Origin of the sequence: Granulicella mallensis MP5ACTX8 (genome assembly GCF_000178955.2) — a bacterium.
Lineage (GTDB): Bacteria > Acidobacteriota > Terriglobia > Terriglobales > Acidobacteriaceae > Granulicella > Granulicella mallensis.
Genome location: NC_016631.1, coordinates 6,057,782 through 6,079,885, shown reverse-complemented (window position 1 = coordinate 6,079,885; position 22,104 = coordinate 6,057,782). Strand labels below are relative to the sequence as shown.

General features: G+C 58.0%; 8 protein-coding genes. 4 read left to right on the top strand and 4 right to left on the bottom strand.

Annotated elements, in window-relative coordinates; genetic code table 11:
- Positions 1 to 12: 12 nt before the first annotated feature.
- The 3 genes from ACIX8_RS23605 to ACIX8_RS23590 form a co-directional block, all read right to left on the bottom strand.
- On the bottom strand, positions 13 to 1,602 hold the full coding sequence (locus ACIX8_RS23605; protein ID WP_014267920.1) for a ribulokinase: 1,590 nt from the start codon (positions 1,600 to 1,602) through the stop codon (positions 13 to 15).
- Between the two features lie 139 nt (positions 1,603 to 1,741).
- The gene (locus ACIX8_RS23600) at positions 1,742 to 3,283 is read right to left on the bottom strand and encodes an APC family permease (RefSeq protein WP_014267919.1); all 1,542 of its coding nucleotides are present in this window, start codon (positions 3,281 to 3,283) and stop codon (positions 1,742 to 1,744) included.
- A 309-nt stretch (positions 3,284 to 3,592) separates the two neighbouring features.
- Positions 3,593 to 5,197, bottom strand: a complete 1,605-nt coding sequence (locus tag ACIX8_RS23590; protein WP_223295585.1) for a family 43 glycosylhydrolase — start codon at positions 5,195 to 5,197, stop codon at positions 3,593 to 3,595.
- Between the two features lie 127 nt (positions 5,198 to 5,324).
- Between ACIX8_RS23590 and ACIX8_RS23585 the strand changes: the two genes are divergently transcribed.
- Positions 5,325 to 8,519 (top strand): DUF5695 domain-containing protein, encoded by a 3,195-nt coding sequence (locus tag ACIX8_RS23585; protein ID WP_014267916.1) that lies wholly within the window; start codon positions 5,325 to 5,327, stop codon positions 8,517 to 8,519.
- Positions 8,520 to 8,699: 180 nt separating this feature from the next.
- Entirely contained in the window at positions 8,700 to 11,339 is a 2,640-nt protein-coding gene (locus tag ACIX8_RS23580) for a DUF5695 domain-containing protein (RefSeq protein WP_150110723.1), read from the top strand.
- 56 nt (positions 11,340 to 11,395) lie between these two features.
- On the opposite strand, the gene ACIX8_RS23575 is transcribed toward ACIX8_RS23580, so the two are convergent.
- Entirely contained in the window at positions 11,396 to 12,976 is a 1,581-nt protein-coding gene (locus ACIX8_RS23575) for a glycoside hydrolase family 27 protein (protein ID WP_014267914.1), read from the bottom strand.
- Between the two features lie 656 nt (positions 12,977 to 13,632).
- On the opposite strand from ACIX8_RS23575, the gene ACIX8_RS23570 reads away from it, so the two are divergent.
- Together ACIX8_RS23570 and ACIX8_RS23565 are read left to right on the top strand one after the other, a co-directional pair.
- Complete coding sequence (locus ACIX8_RS23570) at positions 13,633 to 17,469, top strand: carboxypeptidase regulatory-like domain-containing protein (protein WP_014267913.1); 3,837 nt, start codon at positions 13,633 to 13,635, stop codon at positions 17,467 to 17,469.
- A gap of 604 nt (positions 17,470 to 18,073) precedes the next feature.
- Positions 18,074 to 21,964 (top strand): carboxypeptidase-like regulatory domain-containing protein, encoded by a 3,891-nt coding sequence (locus tag ACIX8_RS23565; protein ID WP_014267912.1) that lies wholly within the window; start codon positions 18,074 to 18,076, stop codon positions 21,962 to 21,964.
- Positions 21,965 to 22,104 lie beyond the last annotated feature (140 nt).

Below are 22,104 nucleotides of genomic sequence, written 5' to 3'. Positions count from 1 at the left end.
ATCGAACAAGTTTTAGGTGGCGGAGGACGTGCGTGCCTCGGTGGCGATCCTGCGAAGGGTTGGAAGAACCTCCCCGAACGATGCGGGAGTGGCTTTCTTTTCCCCGAAGGCGAAGTACAGATTGCGATAGTGAGTAAAGAGTTCGTCGTAACGCGCAACGGCTTCGGGCTGCGGCCGGTAGGTTTTGAAGGGAAGGCATAACGCTTCTTGCGCGGCCTCGATGGACGGATAGATTCCCGATGCCACCATGGCGACGATTCCCGAGCCCAGGCTGGTGGGGATTCCATCCGGCACCAGCACAGGCTTGCCGAGCACGTTGGCATATACCTGGTTCAGGACGCTGTTGTTCTGCGGAATGCCGCCCGCATTGATCACGCGCTCGACGGCAACGCCGTGCTCGGCCATACGCTCGAGGATGATGCGCGTGTGGAAGGCGGTGCCTTCGATGGCGGCGAAGAGTTCGTCCTGAGCCGAGTGCAGCAGGTTCCAGCCGAGGGTCATCCCACCCAGTTCCGAGTTGACCAGCACGGTGCGATCCCCGTTATCCCAACTCAGGCGCAGCAGCCCTGTCTGCGCGGGGGCATATTCTTCAAGGCCCTGCGAAAGCGTGCGGACATCGGTGCCTGCGCGGCGCGCGATGGCTTCGAAGATGTCCCCGGTAGCAGAGAGACCGGCTTCTATTCCCGTGAAGGCCGGATGCACGCTGCCCGGTACCACACCGCACACGCCGGGAATCAGGTTCGTATGCGAGGCCATCGCGATGATGCACGTCGACGTGCCGACGACGTTGACGACATCGCCTTCTTTGCAGCCGGCACCGATCGCGTCCCAGTGCGCGTCGAAGGCACCGACGGGAATAGGAATGCCGGCGCGAAGCCCCATCTGCTCGGCCCAGTGTTTGCTGAGCGTGCCGGCGATGGCATCGGACGTTGCGTACTTGCCCTGAAGCTTTTCGCGAATGCCGTCGAAGAGAGGATCGAGGCTGGAGAGGAATGCCTGCGAGGGCAGACCACCCCAGCGCGGATTCCACATCCACTTGTGCCCCATGGCGCAGATGCTGCGCGGCACCTCGGCCGGATCGGTGATGCCGATCAGCGTGGCGGCGACCATGTCGCAGTGCTCCAGGGCGGTGGCGAAGTACGCGCGCTTGCCGGGATTGTTGCGAAGCCAGTAGAGCAGCTTGGCAAAGCCCCACTCGTACGAGTAGACGCCGCCGCACCATGCAATGGCTTCGAGGTTCTGGGCGTGCGCCATCTCGGTGATGAGCTGGGCTTCCTTGTGGGCGCGATGGTCGCACCAGAGCATGTACTCATCGAGCGGCTGGAGCTGGGCATCGACGGGGATGACGCTCGATCCGGTCGTGTCGAGGGCCAGACCCACGACGTTCGCGCCGGCGACTCCCGTTTCGGCCAGCACCTGTCGTGTGGCTGCGGCCAGGGCCTGCATCTGATCGTGGTGAGACTGGGTGGCGAAGTCCGGATCTTCTCTGCGGCGATGCAGAGGGTAGTTTGCGGAGGATGTTCCGAGCCGTCCCCGCTCGCTGTCGAGCAAGGTGACTCGCACGCTGAGCGTTCCAAAATCTACTCCGGCGACGATGGCCATGAATCCGGTTTCCTTTGCTTCAGAACAAACATTTGGGAGCCAGCGGGCTCGTTGAGAGTGGTATTCCGCGAGAGTCGCGACTTTGAGAAAGCGTTTCCCTTGTTTTCTTAGGGCTTGGGTATGAGGGTGGCTTGAAGCGTTACCCAGAAGTGTTCTGGGCTGCCACCAGGTCTGCCTGCAATTTGCCTTTGCGTAAGAACAGATACACCGGAACTCCGCTCAGGACGATGAGCAGGCCGGGCCAGGTAGTCGATGTCCGATAAATGAAGAGTATGACCAGGACGACGGAGGAGCCGGTGATGTAGAGCGCCGGCAGCCAGGGATAACCCCAGCAACGATAGGGTCTGGGCGCATCGGGCCGCGTGGAGCGAAGGCGAAACAGGCCGATCACCGTGAGGATGTAGAAGATGAGGGCGGCAGAGATCACGTAGTCGAGAAGATTGCTGTAGAGATTGCCGTAGGTCTGGGTGGCGGCATCGTAGGTGCGCGGAAGAACCAGCAGCAGCGCCCAGAAACATTGGATCGCGAGTGCCCAGCCGGGGACACGGGCTTCATTGAGCTTGCCCGCGCGGCGGAAGAAGAGCCCATCCTGCGCCATCGCGTAACAGGCGCGCCCTCCCGCGAGGGTGAGCGCGTTCACCGTGCCGAAGGTGGAGACCATGATGAGGCAGCCCATAGCCAGCTTGCCGATGCCGGGCAGCACGGTATCGACGACCAGGGTTGCAACGCGATCGCCGGGGGCCGTTTGGATGGCACTGATGGGCAGCACGGCGAGGTAGCAAAGATTGCAGAGCAGGTAGAGCGCGATCACCATCGAGGTGCCGAGGCCGAGCGCCAACGGCAGATTGCGCTTGGGGTTGCGGACCTCACCGGCGACAAACGTGATGTCGTGCCAGGAGTCCGCGGAGAAGAGTGAGCCGGTCTGTGAGACGCAGAGCGCGACGAGAAGACCGAAGCCGGTGGTGGCGTCGATCGTGTGGATGAGCGAGATGTGCTTGGGATGCCAGGCGTCGGCGAAGTTCAGGTGGAAGACAGACGGGTTGCGCACGAAGGCATACGCGCCCAGGCCGAGGAGCACGACCATGCCCGCGAGCTTTGCAACGGTGAAGATGTTCTGGACCAGCTTGCCCCAGGTGACGCCGCGCGTGTTGATGAAGCAGGTGAGCAGGATGACGGCGAGTGCGACCGCCTGTGCGGAGGAGAGCGAGAACGCATAGCCGGGAAGGACGCGGACGGGCGGGATGAAGTAGTGGGTCTCGCTGATCGAGGGGAACATCACGCCGCTGAAGCGGGCGAAGGCGATGGCGACGGCGGCGATAGAGCCGGTCTGGATGACGGTCAGGAGCGTCCAGCCATAGAGGAAGCCGAGCAGCGGCGAGAAGGCCTCGCGAAGATAGACATACATGCCGCCGGCGGTGGGCATCATCGCGGCGAGCTCTCCGTAACTGAGCGCGCCGAAGACGGTGAGGATGCCGGTGATGACCCAGGCGACGAGAAGCCAGCCGGCCGAGCCGACCTGCCGGGAGATCTCCGCGCTGACGATGAAGATGCCGGAGCCGACCATGATGCCGGCAACGATCATCACGGAGTCGAAGAGACCCAGCGCCTTGCGAAACTCGGTAGGGGATACGCCGGTCTCCCCGTCATGAATGAGCTGCAAGTCTGTATCGATCTGCTGCATGCGCTTATGCCTTCTGAGTGAGAGATGCCGGGAGCGGCCCTATGCCAGGGACCCGCCGAAGCGTGAGTGTGCTGTTCGCTACGAGGCTAAACGATGCGGAAGCGTCGTAAGAAAACGTTTCCGCGTTCGCGCGCAGGAGGGTTGTGGTGTTCATTGCGCCTGCGCCCCCAAGAAAGAGCCTGTGTGCGAGTTTCATGTCCAAGGTTCCTCCTTCTGTTAGCGGTGGTTTCGGTAGTCGTGCAATTAACGGATACAATTTCGAGTACATAGAACATCGCGCGATTGGGCCATTGTTGTCAACCAAAAAGCTTATGGGTGGGTTGCTGGAGCTGCCGAACAGCCCGAATTGGGGTCGCTGGCGGACGGAGGTTTCGGCAGCGAGGTGAGGGAAACCACCTTCGGTCCGAGTGTCTCCCACTCCTGGACGGCGACTGCGGCGTACTGCTGGCCGTCGCCCGAGGCATCGAACACGGCGCGAAGGCAGCGCGTGGTGATGGGATCGAACTTCACGTCGACGAACTCGCCGACGGTCGTTGGATAGCCGCTCGCATTGGCTACGGGATGCCAGCCGTCTCCGCCGCGATACTCGAGGTGCCACGCGGCCGGCGGTGCAACACCCTCGTGGGCACCTGCACGGTGGTCGCTCCAGAACTGAATCCGCGAGCCGTCGAGGGTGACGGGTTTGCTCCACTCATATTGAATCCACTGGCTGGAAGGATTGTGTGGGGTCCAGCTGCCCCACATATCCGGAGGCAAGGGGTTTGGGCGAACGATGCCGTCGTTGAGCGCCTTGATCCAGTACTGCACCGGGATGGGTTCGTTGGAGGCGGAGGCCAGTGCGGCCGAGGCAAGATTGCGGCTGGGCTCTGCTGGCGGCTGCGGTTCGTGCGTCTGCTGCACCTTCAACATGCGGGCCGGTGAGACGCTGTCGTCCCACTTCACCGTGTCGATCGCCACGCTGCGCCGGAAGTGGCCGCCTCCCTTGGCGTCGGCCGTGTGATAGATGAGGTACCACTTCTTCTTGAACTCGATGACACCCGGATGCGAGGTCGTGGAAGAGACGGGATCGAGGATGACGCCCTGATACGTCCACGGCCCGAGCGGGGTTGGCGCGGTGCCGTAGGCGATGCAGGCATGATAATTCGCGGGCGTGCAGGGCGAATCCGGGCCGGCTTTGTTGTCGGCATAGACCATGTAGTACGTGTCCTTGCGACGGAAGAGCCAGGCGGCTTCGAAGAACCCGGTGAGCGTATCGACGGTGATCTCCTTGCCTTTTGGCGTCACCATATCTTTCTCGAGCTCCATGCCGCGGAGACGGCCGAATGTGCCCCAGTAGAGATAGACGCGGCCATCGGCATCGACCCACACTGTTGGATCGATGTTCTGTATCTTGTTGGGCTCGGGCACGGACTGCGAGACGATGGGGCCGCTCGGATGCGCGTCCTTCCAGGGGCCGAGCACGCTGTCGGAGACGGCAACGCCGATGACGAAGGGGTCGGTGTGTTCGCGCTTTCCTTCCTGAACCGGGGCGTAGAGGTAGAAGCGCTTGTCGGGCCCCTGGATGATCTGTCCGGCGTAGGCATGGCCAGGCTTGGACCAGGCGAAGACGGTCTCCGGCCGAAGGATCGCGGGATAGTGCCGCCAGGTCTTGGAGGCGACGTTTTTGGCCGCGAAGAGCTGCCATTCGTTCATGACGAAGTTGTTCACGTTGGGCGCTGCTTCGTCGCGTCCCGCGAGGATATACAGCGTGTCTCTGACCACGATTGGCGCGGGATCGGCGGAGTAGTAAGAGCCATCGGAGAGGATCGGGTTTCCCGCGCTGTGGATGACCGTCGGCTGCGGAGCTTGGGCCAGGGCTGCGGCGGAGGTTGCGAGAAAAGCAGCGGCGGCAACACGACGGATAAAGGGAGTCACGCTCTTCAAAAGGTCCTCACAATCGAGCCAGAGCCTTCGACTGTTCACAAATATTTATACTTTATTGTATACATTAAGGTCGATGTAGCACCCCAATATCCACATCCAGATATCCAGGAGATGGCAGATGAGCAGGTCTTGTTTCTTTCGGCTGTGCGCGTTCTTGGCGGTTCCCCTTTGTGCCCTCGGACAGTCGCCTTCGGCCTCTCCGTTCCAGCTGAAGTACACGGCGAACGGGATCTCTAGCCTGCAGAAGGTGCAGGACAAATATGCCACCGACTATATCCAGTCGGGCCATGCGTTGGGTGATGTCTCCATTCGCTATCGTGCGGAGGGCACGGACGCATGGAGCGAGGTCTCCGCGGCGAGCCGCCACGGAAATACCGGACCTTACACCATCAGCCGGTTGCAGCCGACGCTGGCCGGTGGAGCGCATGTTTCCGCTTCGGTGCGTGGCCCGGGTGCGCGTGTGCTCAGTGCCGCGTTTGAGCCTTCGACCTCGCACGATATCGGTGCGGCACGCTTTACGTGGGCGGAGAAGAAGGGAACCACGGAGTGGGTCGAGTACGACTTCGATCAGCCGGAGCCGGTGCACTCCGCAGAGGTCTTCTGGGCAGCCGATGCGGGGCGGCGTATGAATACGAAGCTTCCCGTGTCGTGGAAGGTGCTCTACAAGGTTGGTGACGACTGGAAAGAAGTCTCGCAGGCGAAGCAATCGCCAATCGCTGTCGACACGTTCAACCAGACCACGTTTCAGCCGGTGAGCACGACGGGTATTCGTCTCGAGGTGCAGCTTGCAGTGGATGCTACGGCAGGCATCCTGCAGTGGCGGCTGAATGGCGAGCCTGCGCGGATGGTTGTGCCGGTGGATGATCTTCAGGCCTCGGAGACCTTTGAGCCGGTGGGGGATGCGCTGGTGTGGAGCATTACCGTGCGGAATCCGACGGACCGGGCTGTTGAGATTGGCGATCTCTCGATCGGGCTTCCGATGAACCGTCATTATGTCGGAGACAAGACGGAGACTTATACGAAGCGAGTGATTCAGCATGGGTCGATTGCTGGCGATGGTTCGTACATCTACTGGATGCGCACCAATGCAGAGGGTCCGTATCTCGTGATGACGCCGGCGTCCGGCACCTCGCTTGAGTACTTTGAGGAAGTCCCCACAACACGGATCTACAACGCCTATATCCACGCTGCCGCGAGCATGACTGACCTGAAGGCGAAGGGCGGCAACTGGCGATTGCCTGCGACACATCTCGTCCTCGCCGCGAAGGGCAAGGCAGGAGACAGCAAGACGTACAGCTTCCGCTTTCGCTGGGCGCCGGACTACGACGGCGTCCGCGAGGTGCTGTACCAGGAGAAGCTGTTCGATGTCGCCGTCGTTCCGGGGATGACGGTTCCGACGGACCTCGATGCGGAGTTCTCTCTGCATACTCGCAACACAGGTCTGAAGATTGAAGCGGAGCATCCGGAGAAGACGCAGATTACGGCGCTGGGCGAACGTGGCAAGGACATTCGCGTCTACAAGGTCCACTTCGGCAAGCTCGGCGAAAACATGCTGCGCGTGAACTACGGCAACGGTCAATACATGGCGCTGGAGTTTTTCGCGACTGAGCCCATCGAGACGCTCTTCAAGAAGCGCGCCGCGTTTGTTGTATCGCATGAGCAGCACACCGATACGAGCAAGTGGTACTACGGGCTCTTCTCTCAGTGGGACATGAAGGACCACAAGCTGCGCAGCCCTGATGATCTCGATGGCCTGCAATCGTATGCTGTCGCTTCGGACGACACAGCTTTGGGGAAGTCTGCCTTCATCGCGCAGAAGAACATTGTGTATCCGTCGCAGAAAGAGATCTCCGCGGTGGAGGACTACATCAGCAAGTATGTCTGGGGTGGCCTGCAGGAGACCACGACGGAGAAATACCCTTACGCCATCTATGGAATCCCCAACTGGAAGGTGTTGCGCGACAGCCCCGACCCCGGCACGAAGGGCCAGCAACATGTGTGGCGCATCTACGATTACCCCCACGTCGTTCTCATGTACTACAACATGTATCGCGTCGCGAAGCTGTATCCCGAGACGACGAAGTACCTCGACTCCAAGGGCTATCTCGAACGCGCGTTCGGAACCGCCAAGGCTTTCTTTACCGTGCCGATGGAGGTCATCAAGTGGTCGCCCTACGATACCGGCACCTACAACGAAATCGTGATCCCCGATCTCATCGACGCCCTCGACCAGGAAGGCCAGCATGAAGAGGCCGCTTACCTTCGCGGCGAGTGGGAGAAGAAGGTCAAGTTCTTTATCAATGACCATCCGTATCTCTACGGCTCCGAGTACCCCTATGACACCACCGGCTTTGAGTCCACGGCCGCGATGGCGAAGTATGCGATGGCCCGCGTCCAGCCGCCGAATGCCGCTCCACAAGCTGCCACCCTTCCGGGACAGGCAGCCTTCGCCAGGGAGGTGAAGTATGACGACGCCAAGCAGTTTCTTGACGGCCAGTTTGCGCTTAACGTTGCAAGCCGTGGATGGTTGGAGACGGCGTATTACGACATGGGCAGCGACTATCGTGGAAACGGAAATATCTCCTATACGTTGAGCTACATGTCGCAGATGGGCGGATGGGGCATTCTCGACTACGCCTACTACCAGTCGCCCGATCCGGAGAGATATCTGCGCCTCGGCTATCCCGCCTATCTCAGTTCGTTTGCGCTCATCAATTCGGGAACCGCGGAATCGAACTACGGCTACTGGTATCCCGGCAAGGACAACGACGGCGGCGCCAGTGGCGGCTTCGAACCTCGTCCGTGGGGACGCGCCTGGCTGGGCAATAAGGAGATGGGGCGCGGGCCGTGGTGGTATTCGGGCGAGATCGAACTCGGGTTCAGCGGCGCTCTGCGTGATGCCGCGACGGTCGTCGTCGATGATCCGATCTTTGGACGCTATGCGTACGGCGGCACCATCGCGCAGCACGGAGGCTTGACGGAGGTCGTTCCGCACGATGGTCTGCGCGAGCGCCTTCACATCCTCACGAAGGGGCAGCGCGTGCATCTGCTTCTCGACCGCGATGCCTTTGCTGTGGACAAGACGATCTCTTACGACGACAATCTCGCGCATCTGCGCTTCACGCTCGAAAATCACGCAACGTCTGCGCATCCTGTCGCGCTCGCGTTCACGGGTCTTCCGGCGGGGAGATACAGCCTGATCGTCGGGGGTAAACGTCAACCGGCGCAGATGCCAGTGGATGGTGCTCTGACGCTTCAGGCTCCAATCGCAGGCACCCAGGTTGCGGTCGAACTCGTCCGCTCAGAGAAGTAATCCGCAGCTCCCACATTCAGTCGAGGTATTCCAATGCGCGTTCAAAACTTCTGGCGAACAGGCTCCACTCAACTTGTCGCAGGGCTGTCCCTCATTGCGTGTCTTACAGCGTCAGCACAAACACCGCCACGCGGCCCTCGCGTGCTTCCGCCCGGGCCGATGATCGATGGAGGAGAGGTGATGTTAACCTCTCCCGCTCTTAGCGTGAAGCTGCTCAAGTATTCGGGCATCGTCGCGCAACTGACGCCCAAGGCCGACGCGACGCTGGACTACACTCCAGGCGACCGCCTCAAAGAACGATCTGCCGATACCTTCTACCACTTAGGTGATCTCGATCTACGGATTCGCACCGCGGGTGCCACCGGATGGACAGATGTCTCCACTGCCTTCCACCGCGCGCCCGTCACGGTCGCGGCCTCCGATGACACGCACTTAGTCAGCGACGTTACATCGAGCCTGCCTGAGGGAACGCCTTTGAAGGTCGTCCGCACCTGGGCTGTCGAGCATGGTGACCTCGTGTTGCGCTTCACGGTTACGAATACCGCAGGCGTTCCTGTCGAGCTTGGTGGCGTCGGGATTCCGATGGTGTTCAACAACATCATGAACGGGCGCACGCTCGATCAGTCCTACCGCACGTGCAGTTTTTACGATCCCTACATGGGCGAAGACGCGGGCTACGTTCAGGTCCTACGGCTGAGCGGCGTTGGGCCGGTGCTGCTCGTCGTGCCTGACGGCCACACGCCGTTCGAGGAGTGGAAGCCCATCTTCGATCGCCGCGACCGCGCAACCGGAAAAGGCATCCTCGGCAACGATCCCACTCCGCGTGGTACGACCTTCGAAGGCTCGTACGACTGGATGGTGCACTCCGCCGGCTTTGCGCAGACGGAGTGGAAGGACGTCAGCGAATGGAATCCTGCAACCTCCGAGACGCTTGCTCCCGGAAAGAGCGCAACGTTTGGCGTCCGCTTTCTCGTCGCTCCGGATGTCCGTCATATCGACGCCACTCTCGCGGAGCACAAGCGTCCGGTCGCCATCGGTGTGCCCGGCTACATCCTGCCGCAGGACGTCGACGCACGGCTCTTCCTGCGCTACGGTTCGGCGGTACGTTCTATCGCGAGCGAACCTGCAGACGCCGTAGCCATCCACGATGATGGACGCAACGCTGCGGGTCTGCATGCGTATACGCTGCGCGGCAAGCAGTGGGGACGTTTCCGCCTGGTCGTCACCTATGCCGACGGCACGGTGCAGAGCATCGGCTATCGCACCATCAAGCCGGAGAGGGAAGCTATTGCGGATATGGGCCGCTTCCTCTTTCATCAGCAGTGGTTCGATCAGCCCGACGATCCGTTTCATCGCTCGCCCTCCATCATCAGTTACGACAATGAAGCCGGGAGACAGGTCACCCAGGACTCTCGCGTCTGGATTGCCGGTCTCAGCGATGAAGCAGGCGCCGGATCATGGCTCGCTGCGGCCATGAAGGAGTATCTCGAACCCGATGCGGAAGAGGTCGCCAAACTGGAGAGCTATGTCGACGGCGTGCTGTGGGGCCATCTGCAGAACAGTGAGGGAGATCACAAGTACGGCGTCCACAAGAGCCTCTTCTTCTATCAGCCCGCACTCGTGCCCGGCTTCACCTACGATCCCAGTCTGAACTGGAAGAGCTGGACAAGCTGGGATAAAAAGGGTGCCGATGACGTAGGCCGTTCTTACAACTATCCGCACGTGGTCTCCGCCTACTGGGCGCTCTACCGCACTGCGCGCAACACCAAGGGGCTTGTCGTGAAGCATCCCTGGGACTGGTATCTCAACCAGGCGTATGAGACCTCGCTGGCTATGGTCTCGCAGGCGTCTTACTATACGCGATACGGACAGATGGAAGGCACCGTGTTCATGCGTCTTTTGGAAGATATGAGGGCCGAAGGCTGGAACGAGAAAGCCGACAAACTGGAGGCCGTGATGCGCAGGCGAGCAGACCGCTGGAAGGGAGAACCTTATCCCTTTGGCAGCGAGATGCCGTGGGATTCCACCGGCCAGGAAGAGGTCTATGGCTGGTCACGTTACTTCCACAATGACGATAAGGCGGACGTGACGCTCAACGCAATTCTGGCCTACGATCCTGTCATTCCCAGCTGGGGCTACAACGGCAGCGCGCGGCGCTATTGGGACTTCATCTACGGCGGGGACAGTAAGTACTCGCGCATCGAACGGCAGCTTCATCACTATGGTTCAGGATTGAATGCGATTCCGCTACTCGAGGAGTATCGCGCACATCCGGACGATCTCTATCTGCTGCGCGCGGGGTATGGTGGCGTGATGGGACCGCTCTCTAACATCGATGAGAAGGGCTTTGCTTCGGCTGCGTTCCACTCGTTTCCTGACCGGATGATGTTCGACCCCTACACCGGAGACTATGGCCCGAACTTCTTCGGCCACGCCATCAATACGGGAACCTTCCTCACACATGATGCTGCGATGGGCTGGATCTGTTTTGGCGGCAACGTCGAGGAGCATCACGGTCTGGTTCACGCGACGATCCTCGACTCCTCGCGCAACCATCTCTTCATCGCGCCGCTGGGGCTTTGGATTACGCTCGATGCCGGTCATCTCGCCTCGGTAGACTTCGACCCTGCGAAAAAGACGGTAGCGCTGCATCTGGCTGCTGCGAGCGCCGCAGTCCCAACGGCGCGCCTGCGCGTGAAGCAGACCGCCGCAAAGCTTGGCTGGGAACTTAGTACGAAGACCAGCCTCGATGCGGGAGCCAATGTCATCCCACTGGGCACAGGGGAGACGACCGTTGTCTTGCAAGAGAAGACGATGTGAGAGAAACAGAAATGGCCGGCAGGGAAGCCTGCCGGCCATTTCTGCGTGCGTGAGGTTTAGCGGGAGCTGATCTTCAACAGCACCACGCCATGACTCGGGATAGTTGCTTTGAAGGTGTCGCCTTCCATCTTGACGTCCTCGTGCTTCCAGAGGTCGCGTACCTTCGTCTTTTTACCCGTGAGGTTTGCCGGCAAGATGCTGCGAGCGAACTGTGCGTCTGTGAGAGCGTCGTTGCGATTGAAGAGGCCGACGATGACCGAGCCGTCGTGCAGGGGGCGCATCAGCACTTCGACCTTGTTCTCGCTCGACACGGAGACAACCGGCTTGTACTCGGGGTCCTGATCGATCGCAATAACCTCCGAGTTCATGAGGATGCTCTTGGTCTCATCCGTCATGGTGCGCAGGTCGTTGCCGGCGATGAGAGGCGCCGCCAGAAGCGACCACAGGCTCATGTGCGTTCTGTACTCGTCGGCTGTCATGCCGCCATTGCCGATCTCCAGCATGTCGGGATCGTTCCAGTGTCCGGGCTTGGCATACTCTGCGATCTTGATCTGGCTGAAGCCGATCTTGTCCATCGAATCCCAGCGGTCGGAGATGTCTCCGGTCGTGCGCCAGAGGTTTCCGCCGCTCTTCGTTCCCCAGCCCGTCCAGACGGAGGCCCGCCCGTACTCGCAGAGGCTGTAGATGATCGGCCGGTTCGTCTCCTGGAGTGCCTGGCCCATCTTCTGGTAGATCGCTTGCAGCGTCGGCGCATCGTCCTTGTAGATGTCGAGTCCGCTGCAGAGGTCGTACTTCAGGTAGTCAATACCCCAAGAGGCATACGTCTTCGCATCCTGCACCTCGTGCCCGAAGCTTCCTTCATATCCCGCGCACGTCTTCGGTCCGGGGCTCGAGTAGATGCCGATCTTCAGGCCCTTCGAATGCACGTAGTCCGCAAGCGCCTTCATGTCCGGGAACTTCTTGTTCGTGGTGACGTTGCCGTTGGCGTCGCGGCCTAGCTCCCAGGTGTCGTCGATGTTGATGTAGACGTAGCCTGCCTTGCTCATACCGCTGGAGACCATGGCATCGGCCATCCCGCGCACGGCGGCATCGTCAACCCTGCCTGCAAATTTGTTCCAGCTATTCCAGCCCATCGGCGGCGTCCGGGCCAGGCCGTTGTCGGGAAGGTCTTTGAGCTCCGGCAATGGTAGCGGCGGCGGGGGCAGGGTCGCTTCCTTGGTCACTTTTTCGGCGACGGATTTCACGATGCCGTTGCGTCCCTGGGTTTGAAGCAGCAGCTTGCCGTCCTCATAGGTACCGTCAAAGGTCATCGGCCGCTGCGCGGGACGAGCGGTTGCGCCTGCGGGCGGGGGCGGCGGAGTTGGAGGAACGGTCACAAAATGGATCGCTCCGTCTTTGAATGTTCCGGTGATGGGAATGCCGTTCGGCCTCCGGATCAGCGTGCCGCTGAGGGTCTCGCCGCTCTGCTGAATCTCAAAGTAGGTATCGCGAAAGGTGCCGTCATTACCGGGGTTTGGCGTGCGCGCGTCCCAGTACCCGCTTAGATTTGTCTGCGCGAAAGAAGGTTGAGTTCCCGCGAGAAAGTAGCCCAGTAAAAGGGCCAGAGTGCCCGTTGAAGCTCGAAAGAAATGACGCATAAGAAACTCTCCCTGGTTGCTGATGATTGTGAATAAAGTGCTCGCCAAACTTTTCGTGTTCAAGAGAAGCTCAAGTGCCCTTTCATGGTGAGCGGTACTTGAGAAAGCGAAATCATTTTCATGATCTTCTCTTGTTTAAGAATCCAATTATGAACTTTTTATAGCGATGTGGGAAAAAGAGAGGAACGCGGAATACGGGCCCCTTGCCCTTGGAGCAGGCCCCAGTATCTGCGGAATTTTCCGGTAAACACCATTGATTGTGCAGTTTGCTGGAAAAATTGTGCGGCCGCCGGGCTCGCCAGGACTGCATTAGGCCCTGATGGTACAGGCATAACGTGCAAGAAATCTTGCTGCAGGATTAAAACTTGTTGACAGAATGCACCTCCTTAGCAGAATGTTTACGTATCAGAACAAATACTATTTTGGATACATAAGCCAAGAGACTCTCATTATCTAGAGACTTGACGTCATTTTGGCATCCGCTAAGAAACAAAAAAGTATTTTCGTTAGACCGCACTAGCTTTCGTGGATTGTTTCGGGGCTTCTGCGATAGCAAAACTCTTTGCGGTTGGTCAGTAAACCTTTACTGGCCGGAAACGCCAACTCGAACCCTCCGCCACGAGATGGCGGAGACACCATAAGAGGGGCTTCGACCTATGTCTCTGAGCAGATTCGCCACACGCACGGCAGGAGCAATCTTTGCCTGTTTCTCCATCCTCCTTTTCATGTCCATCACCGCGATCTGGCCGTCGGCGTGGGCCCAGGATCTGTCCACCGGCTCCCTGAACGTCGCCGTTCTGGATCCGTCGGGGGCTGCCATCGCAGGCGCGACGATCGTACTGAAGGATCTGGGAACTAACGACGTGCATACCAGCGTCACCAAGGGCGTAGGTACAGCGGTCATTCCTTACCTTCCTCCTGCTCAATACATCCTCACTGTCTCGAAGGATGGCTTTGAGACAGAGGTTTACCCTTCGGTGACGATCCAGACGAACCAGGTATCGAACCTGAAGGTCTCGATGAAAATCGGAGCTGCGACAACCAGCGTCTCGGTTTCGAGTGACGTTTCCCCCATTCTGGATTCGACTTCGAATGCTCTGACGACAACGCTCGATTTGAAACAAGTAGACTCGCTTCCTCTGGGCGGTCGCGATGCGGGCCCGCTCGCATTTCTCGTACCGGGAGCCGTCAACAACAACTTCAACAATCTTCCCGGCGGAGCGGTTAACGTCAGCTCGAACGGTTTTTCCACGATGACCGCTCGCAATAAGAGCAGCGGATTTGCAGACAATGGTTCAGCAACCACGCAACTCCTGGAAGATACGCAGGAGATGACGGTTCAAACGAGCGAACTGGATGCTAGCCATGGCGGCAGCTCCACGATGGACATAGGTTTTACGACCAAACGCGGCACGAACAAGTTTCATGGTCAGCTATTTGAGGACTATCGCAGCCGCGGCTTGAACGCCAACACCTGGTACAACAACTATGTCGGCCTGCCGAGGCCCGATCTGATTATTCATGACTTCGGTGCAAGCGTCGGAGGACCGCTGTGGAAGGACAAACTGTTCTTCTTTGTCAGCTTGTCGAACTTCCGCCAACCCTCCAGCTTCACGCACAGCACGGAGATCCCGACAGCCGCGGCTCTGGCTGGAAACTACAGTTATATTCCGACGAACTCCTCCACGGTGCAGACCGTCAATGTGCTCCAGGCCGGAGCGAGCGCCGGGTGCGCGACTTGTACGGGGCAGCTTAATCCCACCATCGCGGCGGCATTCGCGACTGCTCAGGCATCGTATGGTGTTGGCGGAGCGACGATCACTCCGCTTGATCTGAACCACAACAACCTGAACTTTCCCGTCGAGGGCGCAACCGTCATCAAGTATCCGACCGCCCGGATCGATTACGACGTGAGCCACAACTTCCGGCTGACGGGTACGGCGAATGAGACAGCTTCCTACTACACCAACACCGGGGCTCCGCCCTATCCTGGCGCGGCTTATGCCAATCAGTCCGGGAGCAGCTTCACCAAGAACTGGCAGGCGACCGCGGGCTTCGACTGGTCGATCACCCCTTCTTTTGTCAATGCGTTCCGTGCCGCTTTTCTCTACACGCACTTTGAATACAACACACAGGGTGTAAGCATTCCTACAGATTCCATGTTCGATACCGGCAATATCGTCCTTGGTTTTGGCCTGACCAGTGGTATCAATCCCTTCAATTCTCTTTCAGGCGGATCGTTGTATGACACCATTGCGGTGAAGGACGATTCAACCTGGCAAAAGGGAAATCATACGATTGGTTTCGGTGTAGAAGCAGGTAGCGAACCTGACCACTACTACAACAATCTGTTTGTTCCCAGCTTTACGGCAAATGGCATCGCTACCGGCGACCCCGTCCAAAATGCGCTGATCAATGCTCTTTCCGCAAACGCTCCGACCTCAGCTCAGGGAGATGTGCAGAGCTTGTACGCATCTCTGACCGGACGCGTCAACTATTACAGCACGAGCGAATTTGTAAATACTCAAACGAAACAGTACGACCCTCATACTGACTTCGACCTGCACGAGCGGTTGACGCAGGCAGCGTTGTTCGCGATGGATAGCTGGAGAGCGACGCCAACTCTTACGCTGAACTACGGCCTTCGTTGGGACTTCACCGGCGCTTCGACGGATCTCACGGGTTTCTACACGCACCCTGATGTGGCGAATCTCTGGGGCCCTTCCGGTGTGAACAACCTCTTCATGCCGGGCACGTTGTCGGGCGTTCAGAACCCAACCGAGAGCACTTCATCGCAGGCGTACGCGCCTACCTATGTCCATCCGCAGCCGAACTTCGGCTTCGCCTGGAGTCCCCATGGAGATCCAAATAGCTGGACGGGACGTCTGTTCGGAAATGGTAAGACTGTGATCCGCGGCAGTTATACCTTTAAAAACTACGTCGAAGGCACGCAGAACTTCTGGACCTTCGGCTCGAACGGAGGAGCTAACTTCCAGAACAACTACACGGCTGTGCCCGTCATTCCATCCGGCACAGCACCCGGTGCCGGGTTCTATAACGCAGGTTCGTTCGTACTGGGACAATCTGCCGCTCCGGCGACAGCAGCTCAATTCCCGGTTCCGTTCTCCAACACGGTCCCGCTGTCGCTCGGAACGTTTTCTGGTAACTGGGTTACGACGATCGATCCGCACATTAAGCAGCCTTATGTTGAGTCGTGGCAGTTTGGCATCCAGTATGCGATCAATGACAAGAATGTCATTGAAGTGCGATATGTCGGCAATGTTGGTAAAGATCAGTGGCTCGGCCAGAATATCAATGAGATTAACGTCTTCGAGAATGGCTTCCTGAGTGAGTTCAAGGGCGCGCAGGCTAACCTGGCTGCGTCCGGCGGAACAACGTTCCAGGGACACAATCCAACCCCGATCCTCAACCAGGCATTTGCTACCACCGGTCTCCAGAGCAACTTCACGAACAGCCAGTTCATTACCTGGCTGAATCAAGGACAGGCCGGAGCGTTTGCAAACTACCTTGCAAGCAATCCCAGCTACCTCTGCTCCCTGGTGGGCGCTACCCATTTTGCACCATGTGGCGCTGCGGGAGCGACCGGCGCTGGAGGCTATCCCATCAACTTCTTCCAGGCCAATCCCTTTGTTGCCAATGGAGAGGTCGTGGAACTGACGAACGCTGGATACTCGAACTACAACGCGTTGCAGATCGACTTCCGTCAGCACTCGTATCACGGCATGCAGTTCAATGCGAATTACACCTACGCCAAGTCGCTGGGTACCAGCGTGCAGGGAAGTACAGCTCCCGGCATCTATGGTGGCCAGGGGAACAGTGCTCCCGGCTTTTACACGCTAAGAAACAAGCGACTGAACTATTTCCCGAGTGCCTTCGATATACGGAATGTGCTGCACGTCAGCGGCACCTACGATCTGCCCTTCGGACGCAATCGGCAGTTCTTCAGCCATGCAAACCGTGTTGTAGATTCTGTGATTGGCGGATGGACCCTGGGTACGATCATTACTTATCAGAGTGGCGATCCGCATCTGTTCAACGGCGGCACCGAAACGACAAACACCAGCGACTCCGGTATCTCTTTGATCGGTGTCACGCCCGCGCAGTTGCAAAAGCAGATCCACATCCGGCCCTCAAACGGTCATCCGTGGGTGAATCTATTCGACTCGAAGTACTATACGGGCGAGGGACAGGCGAACAATGCCTATATCAGTCCGAACTTCAATGCTGGAACCTTCGGTTATCTGATGTGGCTGCATGATCCGAAGTGGATCAACACAGATGCGGCGCTCACGAAGGTCGTTCCCGTTTATAAGAGCATGAACCTGACTCTGCAGGCCGAATTCCTGAACGTCTTCAACCATACGGCATGGAACGGCATGGATACAGGCGTGCAGGACACTACCTTCGGAACCACAAGTACAACTGCCAACAGCCCGAGAAACATAGAGCTCCGCGGCAACTTCCGGTTCTAGATAAATAGATTGATCCAAACGGGCCTTCTCCATCTCAAGCATGGAGAAGGCCTTTTCTATAGCTGCTTGTCATCAATCGTTACCACTTGTCTCGTGGGGCAGCCATCCCGGAAAAGGGGCAGGATGCCCGTTGAAGTTCGGAATCAATGATGCATAAGAAACTTCCCCAGTTACTGACGATTGTGAATAAAGTGCCCGCCAGACCTTCGCATTTCAAGAGCGATCAGACACCCTTTAGGGTGAGCAATACCTGAAAAGGAGAAGTTATATTTATGGATTTTTTATGCTAAAGAATCCAATTATGAACTTTTATATGGCGGATGTAGGAGAAAAGAAATAGACGTGAAATGCGGCGTTCTTGTCCCGGAGTAGATTCATGGATTTGCGGGCTGTCCAAGGTAACGACAGCTGATTGTGTCGTTTACGGAAAGCCAACGCGGCCGGCTCAACCCGCCAGGACTGCATCAGGCTCTGATCGTACAGGGATGACGGATAAGAAATCTTGCGCCGAGCTGAAAAGCTATTGACAGAGTGCACCTCTGTAGATGAATGTTTACGTGCTTCAACAAATACTATTTTGAATACATTAGCCAAGGTGACTTTCATGATTAAGAGACTTTTAAACGGCGCGCTGTTCTGTATCTGGGCGGCAGGAGCCATCTTTTCTCTCACAGCCTTCGTCGCTTCGGCTCAGACGACAGACGGATCCATTACCGTCCAAACTACGGACTCCACGAAAGCGCTCCTGGCCGGCACACACCTGGTGCTACGGGACAATGAGACGAACGTCACCCACGAGGGCACAACGCTAAAGTCCGGCACGTACACCTTTGACGCGCTGCCCCCCTCGACCTATAGCCTGACCGTAGATCATCCGGGCTTCGGCAGCCTCTCCTACGACAAGATTCTCGTGCAGGCCGGCGTTGCGACACCCTTGAATATCACCCTCAAGGTCGGCAGCGACACCGAGAAGATTGATGTATCCGCCCTGTCCGTGCCGGTCCTCGAGACCTCCTCGAATACGCTTTCCACCTCCATCAATCTCGAGGAAGTGAACAACCTGCCTGTCGCCAACCGGAGCCTGATCGCGCTGCAGGCGCTTTCGCCTGGGTATGCGTCCGCTACCGGCAACGGCACTGGCACCTTCAATGGCACCCCGCAGGCCGGGTATCAGGCAAATCTGGACGGCATCAATTCAACCTCGTCGCGAGGAAAGGCGGGCAATGGTTCGGGCTCCGCTATTACATTCCGCGTTGAAAATATTCAGGAGTTTACGGTGCAGAGCGGCGAACTGCCACCCAGCCAGGGCGGTGGCCAAAGCGCCGCGCAGACGCTCTTTGTGACCAAGCGTGGCACCAACAAGTTCCACGGGAGCATCTTTGAGAACCACCAGGACGAGTCGTTGAACGCCTTCCCCTGGTCGTACGGTTTTCAGACTCCTCGCCTGGCGAAGCCGCATCTCCTCATCAACGACTTTGGCGGTTCGATCGGTGGTCCGATCTTCAGGGATAAGCTCTTCTTCTTTGCGAACTTCTCCGCGCGCATCTCACCTAACTCCAATACGATCGGTACCGTTCTTCCGACGATGTCCGCGCTGGCGGGAAACTATAACTACTTCAACGCAGGCGGGGGCGTTTCAACGATCAACGTTCTGCAGGGAGCCGGCGCTGCCGGTCTCGATCCAAACGTCAATGGTGGAGTTTTATTCCAGCAGAATCTCAATCAAGGGGTGTACCAGGACGGCACCTTCACGCAGGGAACCACCCAACTCAATACCAGGACTCTGAACTTTGCGGTACCGGCGAAGAACACGATCTTCTATCCCAGTGGGCGGCTCGACTATACCGTTACCCCGAGACTCCAGATCAGTGTCTCCGCTAACCTCACTCGAAACACGAACGACGGAATTTATCAGGACCCGCTTCCCGGCGGTTTTCAGGTCAAGACTACGGGTTCTTTCTCCCAAAACTATGTAGCCGCGGTTGGAGTTGACTATACGGTCACGCCGACCCTGGTCAATCAGTTCAAGGCGGGCTTCCTCTATACGCATAGTCTCAATAGTCCTTCGGCGTCGGGCTTTGATGTAGCTTCGCAAGGTCTCACAATCTATAACTTCCAGGGCATTTCAAGCGGCAACTTCCCAATTGTCCCGCAGGGAAACTACTACCCCTACTTCCAGGGCAACGATGATGTGAGTTGGCAAAAGGGAAGTCACACGATTAAGTTCGGCGGTAACTTCTGGCATCAGCAGGACCACTTTTACAATCCAGCGGATGGGCCCACTACCATCAATCTCGGGCTGATCAGCCAGGACCCTGCCTTCAACGCCATCAACAGTCTCGTGCCTACCAGCGGAGCGAGCGGAAATCTTCCCGGCAACCTCAGCGGTGCACAGGGTGACGTCACGGCCATGTATGGCTGGCTTGACGGCCGCGTTACGAGCGCCAGTTATGGATTACCGGTCAATCCGGCGACCGGCACCTATACCACTCCGGGTTCCTACTTCCTCGATGAAAAATCCATGGGTGGCGGCCTCTATGTCCAGGATTCATGGCGTGCGCAACCCGGCCTGACGTTGAACTATGGTCTGCGCTGGGATTTCATCAGCGACATCCACGACGCCCATCTCGGATACACGGGACCTTCGGCCGCCGACCTGTTCGGTTCCTCGGGGTACATGAATATCTTCCAACCGGGGGCTAACTCAGGAAGCCCGAATCCGCTTTATACGACGTCACAACATAAGTACAACTCCAGCCTTGTTCTGCCACAGCCACAGATCGGCTTCGCCTGGAATCCCAGCGGAGACGAAAGCTTCTTAGGCAAGCTTTTTGGAGCCGGCAAGACGGTGATCCGCGGCAGTTACACCCTTAAGAACTACACTGAGGGCGGACAGAGCTTTTGGCAGGCTGCTTCCAACTCGGGCTATAACTTCTTCAATAACAATAGTCTGACGGCCAGCAATAGCATTGGGCCGCAGTATTACACCCCGGGGTCTATCAAGCTGGTGACTCCGCCTTCTTCCTGCACCGGGTACATTGCCAATTGCGTCAATACAGCGACTATCCCGACGATGGGAACATTCTTCGCGTCGCCCGCTACCTACCAGACCACCATCCCTCAGGCATCGCTCTTCTTCAAGGGCTCAGGAGCACCGGCTGCCATCGATCCCAACATCAAACAGCCGTATGTTGAGTCTTACACCCTTGGTATTCAGCGGCAGATCGGGCACTCCAGCGCGTTTGAGATCCGGTACGTCGGAAATCGCAGCATCCACGATTGGATTGCGATCAACTACAACGAAATTAACTCGCTCAACAATGGCTTCTACCAGGACTTCATCGCCGCACAGCGCAATCTCGCCATCAATACGGCAGCAGGGCACCCCAACGACTTCAGCAACCGTGGCGGCGGGCCTGCCATGCCGATTCTCAGTGCTGCCTTTGCCGGTGGCTCCGCGAGCGGATTCACGAACGGCAGCTATGTAACTCTGCTCAAAAACGGCTCTCTTGGAGGATTGGCCGCAGCCATTGCGAACAACGAAACCTACTTCTGCAACGTCGTGAGCCAGGCCTTCGCGCCGTGCAAGGCTGTAGCTTCTTCTCCGACGGGATCTAACTTCCCCAGCAACCTGTTTCAGGTCAATCCCTACCTTGAGGGATCCGGTGCCAGCCTCACGAGCAGCAAGGGTTCGTCCAATTACAACTCGCTTCAGATGGAGTTCCGTCAGAAGGTTTCGCACGGTCTCGATCTGAACGTCAACTATACCTATGGCAAGACGCTCGGCTTCTCCTCGAACGAGGCTGCTGGATCTATTGGAAACGCAGCGTCGATCATCACCCTGCACAACCTGCACTACAACTATCAGCCGATCTCGTACGACACCCGTCACGCGCTCAAAGCGAGCGGGACCTATGCTCTTCCCTTTGGCAAGAACAAGGCTTTCCTGAGCCACGGCAAGCTCACGAACTATGCTGTTGGCGGTTGGACGGCTGGCATGATCTTCCTCTACCAGAGTGGAGCCCCGTATCCTCTTACCGGCGGTCTCTCCTCCACCATCAATTCGGCTTCGGATGGCGGCGTCACCTTCGTCGGCGGCACTTCAGCGCACGACATTCAGAAGTCGGTAGGCATCACTCGCTCTAAGCCCGGCAACACCTATGTAAACTTCATCGGATCAAAGTTCCAAGGCACTAGCACCGCCAATCCCAACTACGTCGTACCCAATACGACCCCTGGCGTCGAAGGGAATCTGCCCTTCATCTATGGACCGAAGTGGAACAACTTCGATCTTGCGGCAACGAAGGACCTACCCATCTTCAGGGCTGTGCATATTAACCTTCAGGGCATCTTCCTCAATGCCTTCAACCATCCCGAGTGGATTATGAGCACTGGCACCACCGTTTTGAGCACCCAGAGTACAACCTTCGGAACGACCAGTACGACCGCGCAGGCAGCGCGTCGTATCGAGCTCCGGGCCAACGTTACCTTCTAACTTCTCGATGCCGTACCTGGGGCTTGTGCCGATTCAATGACACAAGCCCATTTTTTTGTTTTATGTCTCTGTGGGGGCTGGGCAAGAATGCAGCGGTACATCTATTGCAACAAAGGCCGCACAGAAATCTGTGCGGCCTT